This window comes from Hymenobacter sp. J193 (genome assembly GCF_024700075.1).
GTDB lineage: Bacteria > Bacteroidota > Bacteroidia > Cytophagales > Hymenobacteraceae > Hymenobacter.
On sequence record NZ_JAJONE010000001.1, the window covers coordinates 2,601,316 to 2,619,504 of the forward strand.

12 protein-coding genes are annotated in these 18,189 nt (G+C 53.3%); 1 reads left to right on the forward strand and 11 read right to left on the reverse strand.

The features are described from left to right. Window positions 1–26: 26 nt before the first annotated feature. Window positions 27–596 (reverse strand): hypothetical protein, encoded by a 570-nt coding sequence (locus tag LRS06_RS11355; protein ID WP_257871593.1) that lies wholly within the window; start codon window positions 594–596, stop codon window positions 27–29. 18 nt (window positions 597–614) lie between these two features. Next, entirely contained in the window at window positions 615–1,163 is a 549-nt protein-coding gene (locus tag LRS06_RS11360; protein ID WP_257871594.1) for a hypothetical protein, read from the reverse strand. Between the two features lie 694 nt (window positions 1,164–1,857). Here LRS06_RS11360 and LRS06_RS11365 point away from each other — a divergent pair. Further along, window positions 1,858–3,663, forward strand: a complete 1,806-nt coding sequence (locus tag LRS06_RS11365; RefSeq protein ID WP_257871595.1) for an AAA family ATPase — start codon at window positions 1,858–1,860, stop codon at window positions 3,661–3,663. Window positions 3,664–3,735: 72 nt separating this feature from the next. Here LRS06_RS11365 and LRS06_RS11370 read toward each other — a convergent pair whose 3' ends face one another. The 9 genes from LRS06_RS11370 to LRS06_RS11410 form a co-directional block, all read right to left on the reverse strand. After that, window positions 3,736–4,038, reverse strand: a complete 303-nt coding sequence (locus LRS06_RS11370) for a nucleotide pyrophosphohydrolase (protein ID WP_257871596.1) — start codon at window positions 4,036–4,038, stop codon at window positions 3,736–3,738. After that, complete coding sequence (locus LRS06_RS11375) at window positions 4,031–6,085, reverse strand: tetratricopeptide repeat protein (RefSeq protein WP_257871597.1); 2,055 nt, start codon at window positions 6,083–6,085, stop codon at window positions 4,031–4,033. The genes LRS06_RS11370 and LRS06_RS11375 overlap by 8 nt, the downstream gene beginning before the upstream one ends. A 67-nt stretch (window positions 6,086–6,152) precedes the next feature. Next, the gene (locus LRS06_RS11380) at window positions 6,153–7,067 is read right to left on the reverse strand and encodes an HNH endonuclease (protein ID WP_257871598.1); all 915 of its coding nucleotides are present in this window, start codon (window positions 7,065–7,067) and stop codon (window positions 6,153–6,155) included. A 126-nt stretch (window positions 7,068–7,193) separates the two neighbouring features. Then, a complete protein-coding gene (locus LRS06_RS11385; RefSeq protein WP_257871599.1) occupies window positions 7,194–9,476 on the reverse strand; it encodes a DUF262 domain-containing protein in 2,283 nt (760 codons plus the stop codon). A 43-nt stretch (window positions 9,477–9,519) separates the two neighbouring features. Beyond that, window positions 9,520–11,415 (reverse strand): DUF2075 domain-containing protein, encoded by a 1,896-nt coding sequence (locus LRS06_RS11390; protein WP_257871600.1) that lies wholly within the window; start codon window positions 11,413–11,415, stop codon window positions 9,520–9,522. Between the two features lie 14 nt (window positions 11,416–11,429). Then, complete coding sequence (locus tag LRS06_RS11395) at window positions 11,430–13,286, reverse strand: DUF2075 domain-containing protein (RefSeq protein WP_257871601.1); 1,857 nt, start codon at window positions 13,284–13,286, stop codon at window positions 11,430–11,432. 50 nt (window positions 13,287–13,336) lie between these two features. Continuing rightward, on the reverse strand, window positions 13,337–14,023 hold the full coding sequence (locus LRS06_RS11400; protein WP_257871602.1) for a hypothetical protein: 687 nt from the start codon (window positions 14,021–14,023) through the stop codon (window positions 13,337–13,339). Then, a complete protein-coding gene (locus tag LRS06_RS11405; RefSeq protein WP_257871603.1) occupies window positions 14,024–15,547 on the reverse strand; it encodes an ATP-binding protein in 1,524 nt (507 codons plus the stop codon). It abuts the gene before it with no gap. Window positions 15,548–15,565: 18 nt separating this feature from the next. Further along, window positions 15,566–18,151 carry a site-specific DNA-methyltransferase gene (locus LRS06_RS11410; protein ID WP_257871604.1) on the reverse strand — a complete coding sequence of 862 codons (2,586 nt, stop codon included), beginning with the start codon at window positions 18,149–18,151 and terminating at the stop codon, window positions 15,566–15,568. Window positions 18,152–18,189: the final 38 nt, after the last annotated feature.

The window sequence follows — 18,189 nt, forward strand, 5'->3', positions numbered from 1 at the left end:
ACTTATCAGATGCTCGTCGGAGTGAATTAATTACCGTAGGGTAACATTTTCAGGACTCTTTTGTCGAGTTTCACTCCCTCCGACTTCAGCTGTTTTGCTTCCTGCGTGTTCCCATCAAGGTGTTCGATGAAGCCTTTGAAATAATAAGCCTGGGCCACTTTGAACACATACAGGAGAAACAGCTCATCCGCGTTCTTCAGTCCTTTAAGCCAGCTGTCTTGAGTTGTATGTACCAATTCATATGCCTTCCCAATATGCTGTCGTACCTCATCAAATTCTGGCAATTGCTTCATGTCGGGAAATGCGATGCGCTGTTTCCGCTGAATGATCATGGCAATGCCGTTGACTCCTAGTGTAATGTTGGGGAACAGATGGTTGGGGTTCCTGACCAGGAATGCGTGCATCAATCTGGAACTCTCTACGTAGTCTGCCAACGAGCTGCCGAGCAGCTCATTGTACTTGAATAGCTCGTTATCGGTGGCTGAACCTTGTTCAACTTTACCCTTGAGCTTCATCTTCTTGAACTTATCAGCTAATGATAGGCCACCCTGGGTCAGCAATCCATTAAGGGCTCCGACGATGAGACTGTCAAGCATATGCGTGTGGGATAAGGGTTATTGCTGGAAGTGGAAGGTGCCGGCGAGGGTTTGAAATTTAGAAGCTACATCCGTGCGCGAAGCTACCTGGAGTAAATAGGCTTTCCGGTTCTTCAGGAAGAAAATGGCTTCGGCCGGCATGGTTTCCATCATGTTGAACGAGTACCGAATTGCCTTAACGCCCCGGTAGGTGGTGTATTCAGCGCGTATGCCATTAGCCTGCAGGTTGCTATAGTACTGCTTTAGCAAACCCGCTTCAAATAGCGCCGCTGACTGGGCCGGCGACATAGACTTATAGGATTTGTAATTAGCTGAATTGTCCTGAATGGTGATGTTGGTGATAGAACCCCGCTCGTAACTATCCTTGTTGGCAGCGCACACATAGGCTGAAACGGGCACGTTGCTTCCGCTCTCTCGCACCATTTTCATGTGTACCTGATCGGGATACAGCTTACAGTCGCAAGCAACCATGAACTTGTCCTTAGGAAAAGATTGCACCGTTTGGGCAAAAGAGGGGTTGGCTGCTCCAGACAAAAGAGCTGCAAGCAATAGTAATTGTCCTTTCATGGCTAATCTGTTAAGCCGATTTGCTTTTCATTAATCGGTATCCAAAAAAATAAGCAGGGCAAACACTAACATAGCCCCCGCTGTCTCTGCCACATTTCGGCCAAGGTTAGGGTAGCGAAATATGGATATTATAGCAACTACGATCAGAAGTAAGCCAAAGAATTTCTTCATGAATCTAACGTGGTAGAATGCCTCTATGGAAGTATGGGTAGTTACAATTTAGTGCTTCTTAATGAAGATGGCTACGCATTGAGGAATAAATAAATATGAATGCCACTTGATAAAACGCTGGCGAACTCAGGCGCAGGTCACTAGCGTAACTAAGGTAGCTTCGTGAACGACAAACCCAGGTAGTCGAGGCGCAACATATTGGGTCCCCTTAAATGCACTATTAGGCGGCTGTGATTCTAATACAGGATGTGGAATTTAGCGTTTCTACCACGTCTGCTGGCTACACTGTTTTCCAAACCTCTGTATGGCCAAGTCTTACAAAGGTCAACAACAGGGGGCATTGACATTCGGCAGAGGTTGTGTACAGTAGGTGTTTTGTACTTCTGTTCGAGTGTAATGGGCAATGGTTGTGGCTATTTTGCCTTTTCATCGTGTTCAAACTTCTCTGGGGCACGCGGCTACATTGTAGCTTAATTAGCGCATATTGCTTAATATCCTACTTTCTATCTGTCTAATTGCTGTTATGGCTAAGATATTTCCTCCTATTGCTTTTCTGACGTCGGAGGCTTGCTTTCGACTGCGGCCCAACGCCGAGGAGTTGCGCGTCATGCAATTTCTGGAATCAAGTATCGGGGACGAATATGAGGTGTTTTTCAGGCCTTTCCTCAATGGGTTGCGCCCGTCGTTGGTGCTCTACCGGCCCGAAGCCGGAGTATTGATCTTCGACCTGTTTGACCGGACGGAATATTTAAAGAAAACCAATCCAAAGGTTAAGTTCACCACCCAAAAGTATGAGCTGATCAAGCTCACCGCAACTGCCAAAGATCAGCTGACACATGATCGTTCGCTGAGCAAGGCCATCAATGGGGTATGTCTGGTCGATGCTTCTACTCAGGAAGTAAGTACTCAGTATAAAGATGTCAGTTACTACAGCGTCGTAGCGTACGAAGACTTGTTTCGGGGTGAAACGCTCGGCCAACTGCTGCACTCGACCAAGATTCGCTACGATACGGCCTTTTTCATTGTGCACATCCTGCAGGAAATCAGACGGTATCTGAAACCATCACTACACCGGTTGGAAGAAGGTAAGCCATTCACGCCGAATGCCAAGCAAAAGGAATTGATGGTGAGCCAGCCAGGACCCCAGCGCGTGAAGGGTGTAGCGGGCTCAGGCAAGACCTCTACGCTGGCGCACAAGGCGGTGAATGCCAATCTGCGTCATAAGTCGGAGGTGTTGATTGTGTGCTTCAATATCACTATCCAGCACTACATCCGCAGTAAGATTGAGGGTGTCATGGCCAACTTCATCCGCAGTGACTTCCACCTCACCCACTACCACGACTTCTTCAGGCACCAGGCCCTCGAATTCATGCACACCAAACCTCAGATTGGGGCATGGGAAGATGAGACCTACTTTGATCGTATAGCTTATCGGCTGCCGAAGTACGCTACTATCATTGTAGATGAGGCCCAGGATTATCAACGCGAGTGGGTGGTTATCCTAAAGAAATATTTCCTGCAGCCGGCGGGGGAGTTGGCTGTGTTTTTCGATGTAAACCAGGATATATACGAGCGCAAGTCAGCGAATACATTTCCCTTACCCGGACGGCCGCACGAGATGAGGAAGTCCTATCGGCTGTCAACGAGTATCTCCGAACTGTGTAACAAGTTTTTGGCAGCTTACCGGGCTGACGAAGAAGAGGATGGGGGAGACATAGAAGTGCTACCTGAGCAAACCAGTTTTGAATACAATGAATACAAAGGAGGGATAACCTATTCCTATTTCCCGGCTGATGCGGCGGCGGCTGATTTATACGAGCACATCCGAAACCACATCAGCACGACCGACACCAGCCCGGATGACATTGCAGTTCTGAGCACATCCATTGAAAAGCTCCGGGTCATTGAGCATCTGTTCCGAACGCAGAAAGGGGAGAATACCACCCGAATGTTTGAATCGGAGGAGGAGCATGCTGTCATTGCCAAGCGACACCTTCCTGAAAAGCCATTCGACTACCGAATGCAACTGCGGGATCTGAGACGCGGGTACAAACTCCGGAAATTTGACCTGAAGACCGGGTTGATGAAGTTCTCGTCGGTGCACAGCTTTAAGGGCTGGGAGATGCACACGGTATACCTGCTGCTGGATAAGTCGGAGGAGCAGGGCCTGGAAGATTCCGGCGCTCCTCAGAAGGCAAAAGCGGAGCTAAGCTGGCAACTGGTTTACACGGGGCTGTCCAGGGCGCGTCATCAACTCAATATTATCAATGTAGGCGACCGTAAATACCACGACTTTTTTGAAGGCGCAGTAAACGGCCGCAAAAGTTGATTGATACCTTTCCTAGGGTATGACCTACAATTGCTTGGGAGCAGTAAGATGGCCCTGGCGGGCTGATAAAACTCAGGGATTAGCTGCCGGATACTTATCCGCGTTGCGCGCTATCTTCTCCCGCATAAGCTCCGGGATGTCCCAATTGTACTTGTCGGCCAGCTGGAAAGCGTAGAGCAACACATCGGCCAGCTCCTCGCGCACCCGGGCGGGGTCGGCGTCTTCGGGCTTCTTCCAGAGGAAAACCTCGTTGAGCTCGGCGGCCTCGATGCTCAGGGCCAGGGCCAGATCCTTGGGGTTGTGGAACTGCGCCCAGTCCCGCTCGTCGCGGAACCGGCGCAGCTGCTGGAGCAGGTCGTCGATGGGATTACTCATTGGATTTGCCCTTGTGCATGGCGCGGGCCATTTCCAGCTCGCTGGCGAAGTCAAGGCCGGTGTCGAGGCTGGGGTCCAATTCCTGGAAGCCGGTGTACATGCCAGCCAGCAGATGCAGAGCCGAGAATTTCTTGCCGGGTACGGAGGCCAAGCTGTACTTCTGAGACGAGTCTTTGGGGTCGAGGCCGGAGCGGCCGAGCATGGCAATTTCGAACGTGACATCCTGCACCTGCTGGTGAGACTTGCCATCAAACAGCTTCAGCCAGTCGAGGCAGTAGAACATGACGGCCATACCGCCGGCGGGGCTGTCGGCGAAGGACATGCGGCCCTGGTGAGCGTCGGCAGGTTCGGGACCTTCGAGGTTGAGCGGGTCGCGCTCGATGCGGGCCAGCAGGTCTTCGGGGGACTCCTGGCCGGCGGGCTCGTCGGTGGGCGCTGGGGCGGGAGCAGCCTCGGGGCGGGCGTTGGAGGGGACGGCCGCCTGCTGCTGACGCAGGGTCTGCTCGTCCTGCAGCTCGAAGTAGGGCGCCAGTCCCAGATCTTCGCCCCAGTGCTGGAGCAGCTCGTACTCCTCGCCGGGCTGGCGGTCGGTGCGGTACTCCAGGTACTCGGCCCAGAGACGCTCGGCCTCTTTCACCTGCAGCGCGGGGGCCTTGAAGTCGGGCACGGCGTTGTAGCCGAACAGGTCGCGGAACTGCAGGGCCATGACCAGGTTGAGAATGGTGCTGGCCTTGTGCACGGCCGGGGGCGAGTACTCGGCGGCCTGCTTGTTGCGGATGGCCTCGATGGATTCCTGCAACAGCTTGAGCAGGGACAGGAACTGAAATGGCCGGGCCTCGGGGTACCCCTGGTAGAGAAAGTCCTCGATGAACAGGTCGATGGGCTGGTTGTAGATCTGGCGCATCATGCCCTCGAACAGCCCGTCGATAAAGCCGGTAATGTTCTGCTCCTTGAAACCGGCCTTCTGCAGCTTTTTCAGCTGGGGCTCGGCGGCCCGGATGAATTTCTCTTTCCCCCTGCCCGAGGTGGTGAATAGCTGATTAACATTAATCTCGCGGGCCTGGAGCACGAAGTCGAGGTGGACGATTTCGTGCATGATCAGGTGCTCGACGGCCGGGTAGTCGGGCTTGAACTTCACCTGGTGGTAGGCGCGGCCGTAGTTCTCGGCTATTTCGAGCTTGGCGGCCGTGGGGATGAGCGGGTCCTCATCAACGTGGATCTCCTTGCCGGCCTGCTCCTGCACCCGTAGCTGGTACTCGTTGGCAATGGAGAAGGTGTTCGTGCTATGCAGGTACCTAGTAGCCGTTTCGGTGGCCAGGGCCAAGCTGGCCCGCAGGATGGGGTCGCCGGGACGGGCGTTGCGCAGGGCGCGGGTGGCGAATTCGAAGGCACCTTCGTAGTCGCGGCGCTGCTGGCGCACCATGGCCAGGGCGTAGAGTGTGTTGGGGTAGTCGGGCTCTATTTCGTGGGCAATTTCAAAGTACCGCTCTGCTTCCTGCGCCCGGCCCATCTGCATGAGGTTGCCGCCGATGTTATTGATGGCAATGAAGTCGCGGGGGTTGAGGGCCAGGGCCTGGTCGTAGAAGGTCTTGGCCGACTTGAGGTCTTCCTTCTGGCGGGCGTAGATGTTGCCGGCCATGATGAGGGCGTAGCCGTTGCGTGGGTCCCAGCGCAGGGCGTCGATGAGGGCGTCGAGGGCATCGTCGGGCTGACCCAGCTCGGACAGAACCTGGCCCAGGACGCGGTGGTACTCGGAAACGGTTGGGTTCTGCCCGATGAGCTGCTGCAGGCGCGGCAGAGCCTGCCTGAACTGGCCAGCCTCACAGAGGTGCAGCACCTTTTGGTATTCGGCCTGCTGGGCCTGGATAGCTTTGGTATCGATCTTCACCTCCACCACGTCGCCTTTGATGGTAACCCGGGGCCGGTAGGGGCCAAAGGTGTAGAAGTCGGTCAGGTGGTCAACGAGCTGCTCGGGGTTCTGGCCAAAGGCCTGAGCTTCCGGGAAGAGGCTGTAGAGGAAGTCGTTGAGGGGGTGGTGGATGGTCATGAATTATGGGATACTGCTTTGCGTCAAGAAAAGAATTTTGTGCGTTGGAAGAACAAAGTTACACAGGCTAGGGGCGCCGGTTAGCGGATATCAGTTCTCGCAGCTTTTCCACCGAGAGCAGCTCACCCGCTTGTCGATGCACCATGGCGTGGCAGTTGGCGCATAGCACCACCATGTCGGTGTGCGGATTCACTTCGGTCGGGCCGCCCGTTTGTGATATAGGTTTCAAGTGGTGGACGTGGATAAAACCTCGGCCCAATACCCCGTAAGTCTGCTCAAAATTGAAGCCACAGGCCCGACAAGTCAGACCATGAATTTCCACTGCCCTGCCGCGAAGCTTCCGGTTGCGTTCGTAGCGGGGGCCATACTCGAATCGGCCGGTTCCATCTTCAACGTATGTTTCCCATTCAGTAGAATCCAGCCCTGAAAGCTTTGGATGTTCCGCCCAGATAGTACTACGCCCCGGCAAGGGCAACTGGTAACTACTAGGCGCGGACAAGGATAACGGCATCGAAATGTCTTCCGCTAGGATATCTGACAATCTGCGCAGCTCACTTAGCAGCTCAGGGTGTTGGCCTAGGTACCACTCCGTCAATTTACCCCACAGCGAAAACGAGCGAAACGGCCATTGAAAGCATTGGGGCATGACAGATAAAGACAGTTGCTCCAACACCACCCACTCGATCTTGAACCGTAGGAAAGACTCAGTAGAGTTATGAATCTCGTGGGGATTATCAGCCACGATACCTACCCCCATCACGGTATTGCTGTGAAAGGGGATGATGACGTTGCCTGGTAACAGAAAACGCTGCGCCAGCCGATCTACAGCGTTGGGCTGGTCGCACCCGCTGATGGCTTTAAAGTCGAGGTATCCCCGTGCTCCGAATTCGGCCCAGCGACTGTATAGGTCCTCCCCTAGTTCAGCGATGTATGCGCTGCTGAAGTTTGCGGACTTATCAGCGACTTGAGAGAAGTCATTCATCCAAACTACCAGTCTAGGTGGTGTAACAACTTATTTGTCAGCAAGCTTATTTGCATCAACTCAAAGCCCATTGGGCTTGCGACCAAGTTCGCTTAGGTCTGTTTGTGTTTTTTGACCTGTAAAAATTCAAACTGCTTGTTCGGCAGGCTGGCAGGCAGCTCTAAACCATCTTTCGAAATTCAAGGTAGAAAAAAGGTCATCGTAGAGGCGGTTGGCTCTCTGCTCTACGGCCTGCATCCACGCTTGCCGGCGGGCGAGTGGCCAGTGACTGGGCCGGCCTCCAGCATTCAACCACAGGTTCGCATCAACCGGTGGAATAGCAGACGCCAACAAGAAGTCCGTGGAGGAAGTCAGTTTCAGCTCCTGCGACATCTCACAGGTCAAGGGTTCCGGCGTATTATAGCGTAGTTTCTGCGTATGACATTTGTTGCTATCGGCACGGTTTGCCCAGGCGGGCCAAGCGCGGTAATTGCCTAAGGAGTTCAGATACAGGTATCGTTGTGGAGTAAACCGCTTAGCACCTTCGCCCGATTCTTCCAACTCCAAGGTTCGACGCCCGGAGCACACTGCATGGGAGTAGGGCACGATGTGGTCGTAGTCGTAAGGCGTATCATTAGCGTCTTGGCGCATGGGATTATACCCCTGGAACCATCGGTCAAGGTAGGCGCGCTGAAACCAGAGTAGAAGGTAGCGGCGATGCCAAAATTTCGACCGGAAATAGTGGTAGGGGTCGGCGGCCTGACCATCCCGTTCTTCGGATAGTCCGAACAATTCATCGTGGTAATTCAACCAGCCATTGGCCAAGTGAGCGGGCAGCTGGTTGGTCAGTTGAGAGCGGTCAGGTAAGGCGCAGGCGTCCGCTTTTTTCAACCAAGCGCAATAGATGGCTTGATCAGGGAAATCGGACTGCGCCGGCTGCTCGGACAGCACCTTGACCGCAAGACGAGCATATTTCTGCGCATCGGGCCGAACGATAAGCAGATACATCAGATACCGAAGTATGGGCAGCCGATTGTCTTCAAGTCGAGTGGGAGTCTCCAGATTATCGTGTATCCAACTCAGGACGGGATGCAACAACACTGGATTGAGTTCCAACAAGAGCTTGCGCGGAATGCCGACATCGACAGGTACTGCTTCGGGATTGAACAGCGACAGTTGACAAAATTCCTCCAGAATTTGGGTAAAGATTCCCTGTTGCTGCCCATGAGCTGGCTTCAGCAGCCTTATCATTTCACTCAGAAACTCACTGTCGGCTCCGGCTCCGGCTGCGGCGGAGCGGCCCAGCCAGCGGCGGAACTGAGACACCGATGGAGTTAGGTCGGATGAGTGGCCCTGCTGCCGACGCGCCAGGCGGGTAGCCGCCATGACGACGCCGGTGGCGGGAAATAGGTAACCGACCTTATCGTGGTTGATAACCTCCGAAACCAAGTCGTAGGCCTGATCCCAACTGGACTTGAGTAGGGAGTAAGTCATTTCATCGCCTTCCAGTACCGTTCCACCAGCATTCACGCGACGAAACAGCACTTCCATGGGGTCGGGAGCAAGCTCGTTCTCGGCCGCAGTTGATGCAGTCTCAGTAATGGTTTCGGGGTGGAGCAGCAAAGGCACACTCCGCTGAGGCCGGCCGGATTTGGGTTGGGGGGCAAGCAGATTTTCGAGTGCGCTGAGTAGGTCGACCAGATGAGCAGGAGCGGCTTCAGGCGCCGAGAACCACCCGGGGATGAGCGAGCGAAGCTGCTCCCAGGTAGGATAAGTAAACGGCCCTTGCCAGCCGCCACAGCGTTTTATCAATTCATCGAGCGGTACAGGGGCTCTAGCATCCAACGGCCAAGAAGTGGCCATGGTCTTGCCGGGCTGCTCAACCGGAAAAATCAGGTAATCATAACGGCGTGTATCCCCAAGTTGCTTGCGGGCCTCATGCTTCTCTTGTTCGTGAAACCCTTCGTTGGGATTTTGCCGGCGAGTGCCCCAAGGCTGATGCCCTGTGAGCAAACGGAGCAGGAACTTCCGGTCGTTGTGGTCGGCGTTGTCGAAGCGAAGTGCAGGATCGAGGTCGACCCAGAGGCGACTGGTGGCGCTGGGCTGAAAGCCTAGTAGCAGGGTGCGGGTACGTTGCTGGCCGTCGAGTAGAAAGTAGCCAGCATCGGAGCCAGTGGATTGCTGGTCGGAGGTTAGGGGACGGGCAGCCTGCTCGGCGGCGCGGGGGGCCAAGAGCAGGCTGCCGATGGGGAAACCCCGCAGCAGCGAATCCCAGAGCCGCTCAACCTGCGCGATGTTCCAGACAGAGTTGCGCTGGATGGGTGGCAGCTGTACCTGGCTGTAGTGCAGACTGGCGGGGTCGAGAAACCAGGAGACGTACTCAGTGAGCGGGACGGTGGCAACATCCTGCTGGGTAAACAGATCGGTCACAAAAATGAATTGGTTGAGATAAGAGAATGGAGCAGGGCTTACCCTACTCCATTCGGCTTTGGAAGAAGCTACGGGTCTCCTCATCAGTGAAGTAGACGTAGCAGCCCTGGATGCCGCGGGTCATGAGGACTTTGTAGGTGTTGCGCAGGTACTCGAGGGCCTCGGCCGGGGAGATGCGGCGGTTGTTGATGGCGGTATCGGAAGAACCGCTTTGATTGGCTACCCAGCCACCCTGGGCCTGACGGTAGCGCAGGTCGGGGCCGACGATGACGCCCACGTAGTCGAATTCGAAGCCCTGGGCCGTGTAGATGCAGCCGACCTGGTTGACGCCGCCGGGGGCGGTGGCCCAGAGGGAAGTCTTGGGGACGCCGGGAGCCAGGCGTCCGGCGTTGTCTTTAGCATTCCAGGGACGGTGGTAGCTGAACTGGTCGGTTTCGATGATGATGTTGTCGACTAGTTGACCGTCGGGCAGCGGATCGGACCAGGGCCAGCAGAAGCCGGCTACGGTGCGGGCCGTGTGACCTTGCTGACGCTGCTGCTCCAGCATTTCTTCCAGCACTATCGGGGAGTCAACAATCTGGAAGTCGTAGCCCTGCTGGGCGTTCCAGAGGACGTTGGCGGTGCGCTGGATACCGAGCGTGTTGTCGAGCCAGTTGATGAAGCCAGCGGAGCCGCTGCAGCGAAATTGGGCTTCGAGTCTGAACTCGGCAATGGTGACGCCGAGGCGTTGGGCCGCCTGTTTGAGAGTGTCGTAGGAACCAATTTCGCCGGGGCGGACGCGCTGATGATCGTCGATAAAGAAGACTGAGACCTTGGCGACCTGGAGCAGTTCTTCGGCCTGGGGCAGATTGCTCTGGTGCTCGGTCTTGGTGAAGCGCGTGTTGCTGGAGCTGCGGATGCGGTGGGCCTCGTCGCAGATGACTACGTCGAGGGAGTTGGGAGTGGCGCGGCCGTAGGCGTTGAAGTAGGTGAAGAAGCTGTTGCTGCGGTAGCCAAACTGGTCGCGCAGGTTCTCGGTGAAGGCCTTGGAACCAGTGGCGTAGTGGGCCTTTACCTCGCGGCGGAGCAAGTCGTGGAGCAGGTGGAGCGCAATGACTGACTTGCCAGTGCCGGGGCCACCTTTGACCAATACGGCCGTTTTGGTGTGGTGCTGCTGGGCCACTAAGACGGCCGTGAGCACCCGGTCGTAGACCAGGAGCTGGTCGTCGAGCAGGGTGTAGCGGCTTTTGCGGCGCATGATGTCGCCAACGTGCTCGAGCAGCTTTTTGCTGGGCTGGTAGCGGCCGGCGTCGATGCGCTGCAGCACGGGCTGGCCGTTGCCCCCGGAAAGGCGTTGCTGCAGGTAGGCGCCCAGCTCAGCGGCCTGCTGCTGGCCGTAGATGGGACTTTCCTGGACCAGCTCGGTGAACTTGGGCTCGAGCAGGGCGTCGGTAGCGGTGAAAGTGTAGTTGTGCAGGTAGGCGCAGGCGTGCAGCTGGATGGCCTCGACCTCCTCGGTGGCGTTGAAGGCCGTGTGGACGTCGGCGAGGTATTGGCGGTACTGGCCGACCTGGGCCGAGGGGTGCAGCACGTCGGAGAGCTGGCCGCCAAGCCAGGTAATTACCTCGTGGGGGCCGGCGGAAGGCTGGGCCTCGGACCACTGCTTTAGCTCGATGATTACAGCCTGCTTTTGCTGCTCGGCATCGTGGCCACAGATGAGGCAGTCGAGACGCTTGGAGGTTAGCGGGAGCTGGTACTCGAGCAGGACGCCATGGTCGAGCAGGCCAGCCTGTTGGAATACCTGGCTGACGCTACGCAGGGAGTTGTGCCAGGAAGTGACTTCGTTGGGCTGGGGCTCGGTGCGGTAGTAGTCGAAGAAAGCCGACTGGAGCTGGCCGACAATGGCATTGTGGGCGGTGGCCGTGATGAAGTCGGTGGAGGAGCCGGCGTAGAGACGCATGAGGAGCCGGGAGGTTAAGCGGGGTTGCTGATGCGGTGGCGCAGGTAGGCGGCGGTTTCAGGGTCGGTGCAGTAGACGTAGCAGCCCTTCATGGCGCGGGTCATGAGGGTGCGGTAGGTGTTCTTGATGATGAGGTCGAGCTGGGCCTTTCCTGCCTCCGATTTTAGCAGCTCCTTCTTTTTCTGGACGGTTTTGTCGGCGCTGGCGCGGGCCAGGGCGTTGGTGACGACTTTGCCGTCGCGCACGAGCAGGTCGGGGCCGACGATGACGCCGATGTAGTCCAGCTCGAGGCCCTGGCTGGTGTGGATGCAGCCGATTTCGGTGACGGAGTCGGGCTTCATCATCCAGAGGCCGCCGTCGTCGGCCAGGTTCCACTTGTGCTTGAAGGTGGGACTCAGGTTGAAGTCGAAGGCCTTGGCGTCCTTCTTGCTGGCCCAGTCCCAGCAGTAGCCGGCCACCATGCGGGCACGGTTGCGCTCCTGGTTCTTTTCGTAGATGAGCTGCTGCAGCTCATCGGGGGTGTCGACGACCTGGAAGTCGTAGTCGGTGGCGTCGAGGGTGGGGTTGGCGGTTTCACGGATGTCGAGCACGTTGTCGAGCCAGGCCATGTAGGCGTCGGAGCCGTTGCAGCGAAACTGGGAGACGAGGTTGAGGACGTGGACTTCGGCGCCTTCCTGGTCGGCCCACTTGCGGATTTCGTCCTCGCTGCCCACGTCCTGGACAGCGATGCGCTGGTCCTCGTCGAGGAAGAACACGCTGAAGCGGCTGGAGCGGATGACTTCCAGGGGCTGGCTGAGGCCGAGGTTGCTGAACAGACCGGACTTCTCGTTGAGGCGGTGGGCTTCGTCGACGATGAGGGCGTCGAAAGTGTTTTCGGGCGTCTGGGTGAACACGCCGGAGCCGACGAACAGGGAGTCGAACACGGTGCGGCGCATGGAGCCGGTGAGCCGGCTTTTATACACGGCGCGGGGGGCCGAATTCTTGCTCACGTACTTGGCCACGAGGCCCTGCTTGGTGAGGTTGACCAACAGGTTAATGGCCACCACGGTTTTGCCGGTACCGGGGCCGCCGTGGACGATGAGCACGTGCTTTTTCTCGTCGCGGGACTTGGAGGCCAGCTTGCGGGCCGTTTCGTAGACCACCTTCTGCTCGTCGAGGAGGATGAACTCCTGGTTGCCCTTCATCATGGAGGCGAGGGAATCGGCGAGCTGCTTGGAGGGACGGATGCGGCCGCCGTCGATGCGGTACATGATACCCGACTTATCGCCGTGCCGGACGTGCTGGCGGATGAACTCGCGCAGCTTCAGGGCGTCACTCTTGAGGAAGAGCGGGGCTTTGGCAACGTAGTCGGCGTAGTGGCCGGTGGTGAGCACGCCGTTGTCGGGGTGGTTGTGGAGGTAGGCGCAGGGCAGCAGCTTGATGCCGTCGGTGTAAACCGTCTCGTTGAAGCCGTCGAGGTAGGCGGCGTAGGACCAGGCCTGGTAGGACGGGTGGTTGACTTCCTGCAGCCCTTTGCCCAAGTGGGTGGAGACGACGCCGTCCTTGTCGGTGGCGGTGGACTCGGACCACTGCTTGAGCTCGATGATGATGGCCTTGTCGGTGCCGTGCTCGTCCTGGCCGGTGAGTACGAAGTCGATACGCATGCCGGCGTGGGGCAGCTGGTACTCAATGCTTACGCCGCTGTCGTCGGGAATCTGGGCGTCGCTGAGCACTTTGTCCATGTACATCATGGAGTTGCGCCAGGAGTTGATTTCGGGTTGGCCGGTTTTGCGGCCCAGCTTCTTCAGGACCAAGTCCTGGATGACCTCTTCAACGTTGTTATTGAGTACATCTTCCAGAAATTTAGATTTGGTTTTTTGGTAGACAATCATACGATGAAATTGATCTGGTTCATGTTAGCACTAAACAAACTATCACACTTTCAAGAAATGTGATTGCCAGATGTTATCAACTCTGCTCTACGTTGAGCCGAGTTTGATAGAGTTGAATTGATTTTTTTGGCTTTGTATAAAGAACCCCTAAGCAAAGATTGTACACTGCCAGCGAGTTCAAACATCGATATGGTATTGACTGCTTTGATTGATTGTGCTTTTGTTATTGAGTCTATCTTTGGCTTTATCACAACTTTAGTATTAGTGAATAGAAAATCAATATGGTCATCAATGTTATCGAAATACGGATGAATAATATTGAATTCACATTTGCTATAATCATAATCATGTTTATTTATTGTATTAATAACGCCTTTCTTATCAAATCCATTGCAATAACTGCAGGCAAGCGCTATATTATACCTTTCAAATACAAACTCAGGATAATTAGCCTTATCTGCAATATGCTCTCGCTGTGATGTTCCTACTATTTTAAAATGCAAGCCACAATATATACAGTTATTGCCTTGTATTGTTTTAAGTCTCTTTTTTATGGCGCTTTTGATATTGTCACGTATTCCAACTGCGCCTCTTTTTAATGTTCCATTTTTTTTCAAATCAGCAAGGCTTCCATCCCAAGCGTCATTATAATTTTTAGGAATGAGGGCAATAAAGTCTTCCTCACTTTTGGTGAACCGAATGGCCCTTTTTAATTGACGAAATCTGATAATTTTCATCTACTGCAAACTTGAAATGTATTCCTTGGCTTCTTCAATAAGCACAAAAAGGGGGTCAGTCGATGTCAGCTTGAAACTCTCAAACTTCTCAATCAGCAAATGGATTTGTGCCCTATCTGTGCTTTCATTTTCAAGCAGTGATAACAGTTGCTTTACGTCCATTTCAAAGTAGTAGTTTCTCGTTGTAGCAACACCGAATATGTTATAAAGAATATTTTCAGCAGACCAGCCGTAGACAGACGGAAGTATTTTGGGTCTTACTCTTTCATTGTCGCCCATTGATAGCGAAAGAATTGCAGATGAATTAGGAGTCAAACCTGAAGCAAGAAAGTGAGAATGAGTTGCAATTATAAAATGACAATCTCCTGATTTTTTAAATATTTTATTTATCAAATCCATGTATTTAATTTGCCAATTTGGATGCAAACTCAGTTCTGGCTCATCAATAAGGACTAAGGAATTTTCCTTAACAGCAGAAGCTAATGATAATAGTGAAGTTAAAATATGAATCTCTCCAGAGCTCAAAGATTTTAATTCTAACTTCTTGCTAAATAGGGTATTCCTGTCAATCTTATAAATAAATGTCGTTTCATAATTTATAAGATTATATTTCCTGAGAAGTGAAATGTGTTTATATGCACCCACAATTTCACTGTTATCATACTCCTCTGTAAATGCAATGTTTATGGAAAACTTCCTGTCATTTTTATATGATTTACTAATTGCATTGATTGCGTCAGCAATTCTTTGTAAGATACTTTCATCGTTTATAATGCTTATATTTTTTACCGCATTATACGAAAAGCTAGATCGGGACATTGTTATTCTTTCCGTGTTTCTCAAGCTTTCTACAGTTTGAAATTCGCTAAACAATTGCTTGTGTTTTCTTACATCGTATGTTATTGTAATGGCAGGGTTGAATTTCAAAAATTTAAACACATTTTCTATATCCTTATTAAAGCCCTCTACTGAAATAGCCTCAGTAATTAGGTCCAATGCTTTGTTAATATTTGCCGATGAAAACGCATAATTGTTTTGGGTCTTAATACCTAAATAATTATAAAAATCAGGTTTGTATTTTTCGCTATATCTATTCATTCTACTAGGGCCATCGTTATTCATTATAAATTTTTCGTGCAAAGTATATGCAGCAGCAATGCAGCTATCAGGCAATTCTATTTTACTAATATCATAAAATTCATCATTCATCAATACTTCGTGTTTATATGTATCAAAGTTTATCAAATATTTATTATTTCCAATGTGATATTGAACTTCATACGCAAATGTTGCAATTAGCTTTGTGTGTAAGTTCGAGTTATACTTTATATTATTTAAATCGTTAAATATATCTACTATTGATCTCAATAAACGACTTTTTCCAGTCCCGTTCGAGCCAATGATTATTGTTGTGTAAGCTTGTTTTGAGTGAATATTCTCTTCAAGAGAAAAATTATAAAATTGCCGTTCAAACTCTTCTGAGTCTTTGAACAGAATGTATTCCAACCTAAATGCCTTTGTCATTATTCTAACCTTTCTTTTTTAGACCTTCACCACTTGCGTGGATTCTTCGCCGAACTGGCTGATGACGCGGACGGCGATTTGCTGGCCTTTACGGGTGAGTTTGATAGGGCGGGACTGGAAGCCGTAGAGCTCGTCGAAGGCTTCTTCGTTCAGCTCGATGCGGAGGGTGTGCTCGGCCCTCTTTTTGGTGCTGAGCTTGGCCAGGTCGGAGAGGCCGCGTTTCCATTTGCTGAACTCGTCCTGGTCGCCGCCGCAGAAGAAGACCTGCTGGACGACGAAGTTAGAGCCGTCATAGTCGTCGTCGACCATCCAGTAGGCAATGTCGTTGATGTTGCGGGCTTTTACTTCGTCGCGGATGGGGTCGTAGAGGTCCATGCCGCGGACTTCGACGCGGACTTCCTGGCCGGGCTGGGGCTTGGCGACTTTATGGCCGGTGGCGTCGATGAGGGCAATGTCGGGCTCACCGATGGTGACGAAGGAGGCAGCTTTTTTATCGTTTTTAATGAGGCCTGCCTGCATGAGGTCGTCGTGCATGCGGACGATGTCGACGCGGAAGGCGCCCATGCTGGTGGACTGCTGGCCACCCTGGACATCGGTATCGAACTGGAAGCCGAGGATGACGAGCCAGTCGGCATCACCGCGCTGGCGGCACTCCTTGATGGCGCCGTTGAGGGCCTGGCGGCTGACGGCACCGAACTTGGGACCGATGTGGAGGTAGGCCTTCTTCTCGCCGCCTTCGGCCTCGTAGAAGCCCTCAGCGTGGAGGTAGCCACTGGAGGCAATGGCCTCGACGCGGCGGAAGACGGCCCGCTCGGTGGCGTCGCCGTTCTTGATGCCGGCGGAGCGGAGGTGGTCGTAGATGCGCTCCTCGAACCGGTCCTCGGAATCCGTAGCGGCGGCGGCCGTGTTAGCCGCGGCTGGCGCTATTGGATCAAGACCTTGGAGGGTTTCAACAGTGAAGGGACCAGCTACGCGGACTTTCGACTTATCTATTTCGGGCTGGTCGTAAAGAGTAATCGAGTCAGAAGGTTCATTATTTGCTATGCTACCAAGCGTAACATGAGGTACTGACTTATAAATAAACCCATGCCTAATATCAGATTCACTGGCTCGACGATAAGCTGGGAGCACAGCAGTCATTAATCTAGCCTTTGTAATATTTATAGCAATGCGTGAAGTGTCTATTGTGACCCAACGACGCCCCCATTGTTCAGCTACATACGCAGTTGTTCCCGAACCACATGTTGGATCTATTACCAAATCTCCTGGCTCGGTAGTCATTATTATACACCTTTGTATAGCTTTTTCAGTCGTTTGGACTACATACCTTTTATCTGATGCTCCCTGTGTGTCTGTCCAAACGTTTGATAATTCTTGAACTGGATAATCGTCATGAAAGAATATATATGCTGGAACTTTTCCAGAAGCGTGTATTCTATTTTTCTTGATTAAAACTTCTATGCCTTTAGGATTTGTTTTCCAGCTTTTTCCACTAGATGGAAAGAACTTTTTCCCATTGAATTCAAATTCAAAGACACAGCTCTCTGTTCGACCTGCCGAAACCAAATCTGTTAGTCTGTAAGCTCTTGCTCCTTTAGGTATTTTTTTAGCGTCAAGTTTTTCCTCTACTGTCATTTTCCTTCGTGACCCGTCCGCTAGTTCTAGATTTTGAAATTGACTATCATCGCCAGACTGCCTATCAACATATATTTTGTTAAATTTCATCACATCTATCTTCTTAGCATACCACACTATGTAATCATGAGTGTTGGCAAGGTATTTTACACCTAGAGGAATTTTAGTCCTGAAAGTAATTACACTTACAAAATTCTCACTACCAAATACCTCATCCATCAGATTGCGCACGAGGTGCACGTTCTCGTCCGAAATCTGCACAAAGCATGACCCGCTCTCAGTCATTAGCTCCTTGGCCAATAGCAGCCGCTCACGGAGATAGGTAAGGTAGCTGTGGATACCTAGCTCCCATGTATCGCGGAAGGCTTTGATCTGCTCAGGTTCCCCACTAAGGGACTCGTCTCGACCATCCTTCACATCCCGGTTGTTGAGCCGCATCTGCCAGTTGGAACCGTACTTGATACCGTAAGGCGGATCGAAGTAGACGCACTGCACGGTACCGGCCATGCCTTCCCGCTCCAGCAGGGAAGCCATGACCAGCTCGGAGTCGCCCTGGATGAGGCGGTTGGTCCACCCATCGGGCGGATGCTGGTAGTACTCGCTGGTTTTGTTGAGCTCGTCGCGTTCCAGGGCGTTGCCGAAGAGGTCGTTGAGGCTGAGCTGGCCCGAGGCGGGCGCGGCGGTGCGGTAGAGCCCTTTGATGAGGTTCTCGGGCACGATGTGCTCGTGGCGGTAGAGGGAGCGGATATCGATAGAGAGGCGCTCCTGGCGGCCGTCCTTGCCATATTTGTTGAGCCAGAACAGCTCGGGGTCCTGGCCCCGGGTGGTGACGGGGTTGAGGGGCAGGTCGGTCTGCTGGTTGGGCTGGACCTTGGCATTGCCCTTCTCGTAGCCGGCTTCTTCCTGGGAGGGAATGTGGGCGCGGGTATCGGAGTGGGTGGTGGAGCGGATGAATAGATTGTCGGACATGGTAGGTTGCCTCACCCCCCCGGCCCCCTCTCCGGGGG

Coding starts and splice junctions, on each gene's coding strand:
- LRS06_RS11355 (WP_257871593.1), bottom strand. CDS start 596: ATGCTTGACAGTCTCATCGTCGGAGCCCTTAATGGATTGCTGACCCAG.
- LRS06_RS11360 (WP_257871594.1), bottom strand. CDS start 1,163: ATGAAAGGACAATTACTATTGCTTGCAGCTCTTTTGTCTGGAGCAGCC.
- LRS06_RS11365 (WP_257871595.1), top strand. CDS start 1,858: ATGGCTAAGATATTTCCTCCTATTGCTTTTCTGACGTCGGAGGCTTGC.
- LRS06_RS11370 (WP_257871596.1), bottom strand. CDS start 4,038: ATGAGTAATCCCATCGACGACCTGCTCCAGCAGCTGCGCCGGTTCCGC.
- LRS06_RS11375 (WP_257871597.1), bottom strand. CDS start 6,085: ATGACCATCCACCACCCCCTCAACGACTTCCTCTACAGCCTCTTCCCG.
- LRS06_RS11380 (WP_257871598.1), bottom strand. CDS start 7,067: ATGAATGACTTCTCTCAAGTCGCTGATAAGTCCGCAAACTTCAGCAGC.
- LRS06_RS11390 (WP_257871600.1), bottom strand. CDS start 11,415: ATGCGTCTCTACGCCGGCTCCTCCACCGACTTCATCACGGCCACCGCC.
- LRS06_RS11395 (WP_257871601.1), bottom strand. CDS start 13,286: ATGATTGTCTACCAAAAAACCAAATCTAAATTTCTGGAAGATGTACTC.
- LRS06_RS11400 (WP_257871602.1), bottom strand. CDS start 14,023: ATGAAAATTATCAGATTTCGTCAATTAAAAAGGGCCATTCGGTTCACC.
- LRS06_RS11405 (WP_257871603.1), bottom strand. CDS start 15,547: ATGACAAAGGCATTTAGGTTGGAATACATTCTGTTCAAAGACTCAGAA.
- LRS06_RS11410 (WP_257871604.1), bottom strand. CDS start 18,151: ATGTCCGACAATCTATTCATCCGCTCCACCACCCACTCCGATACCCGC.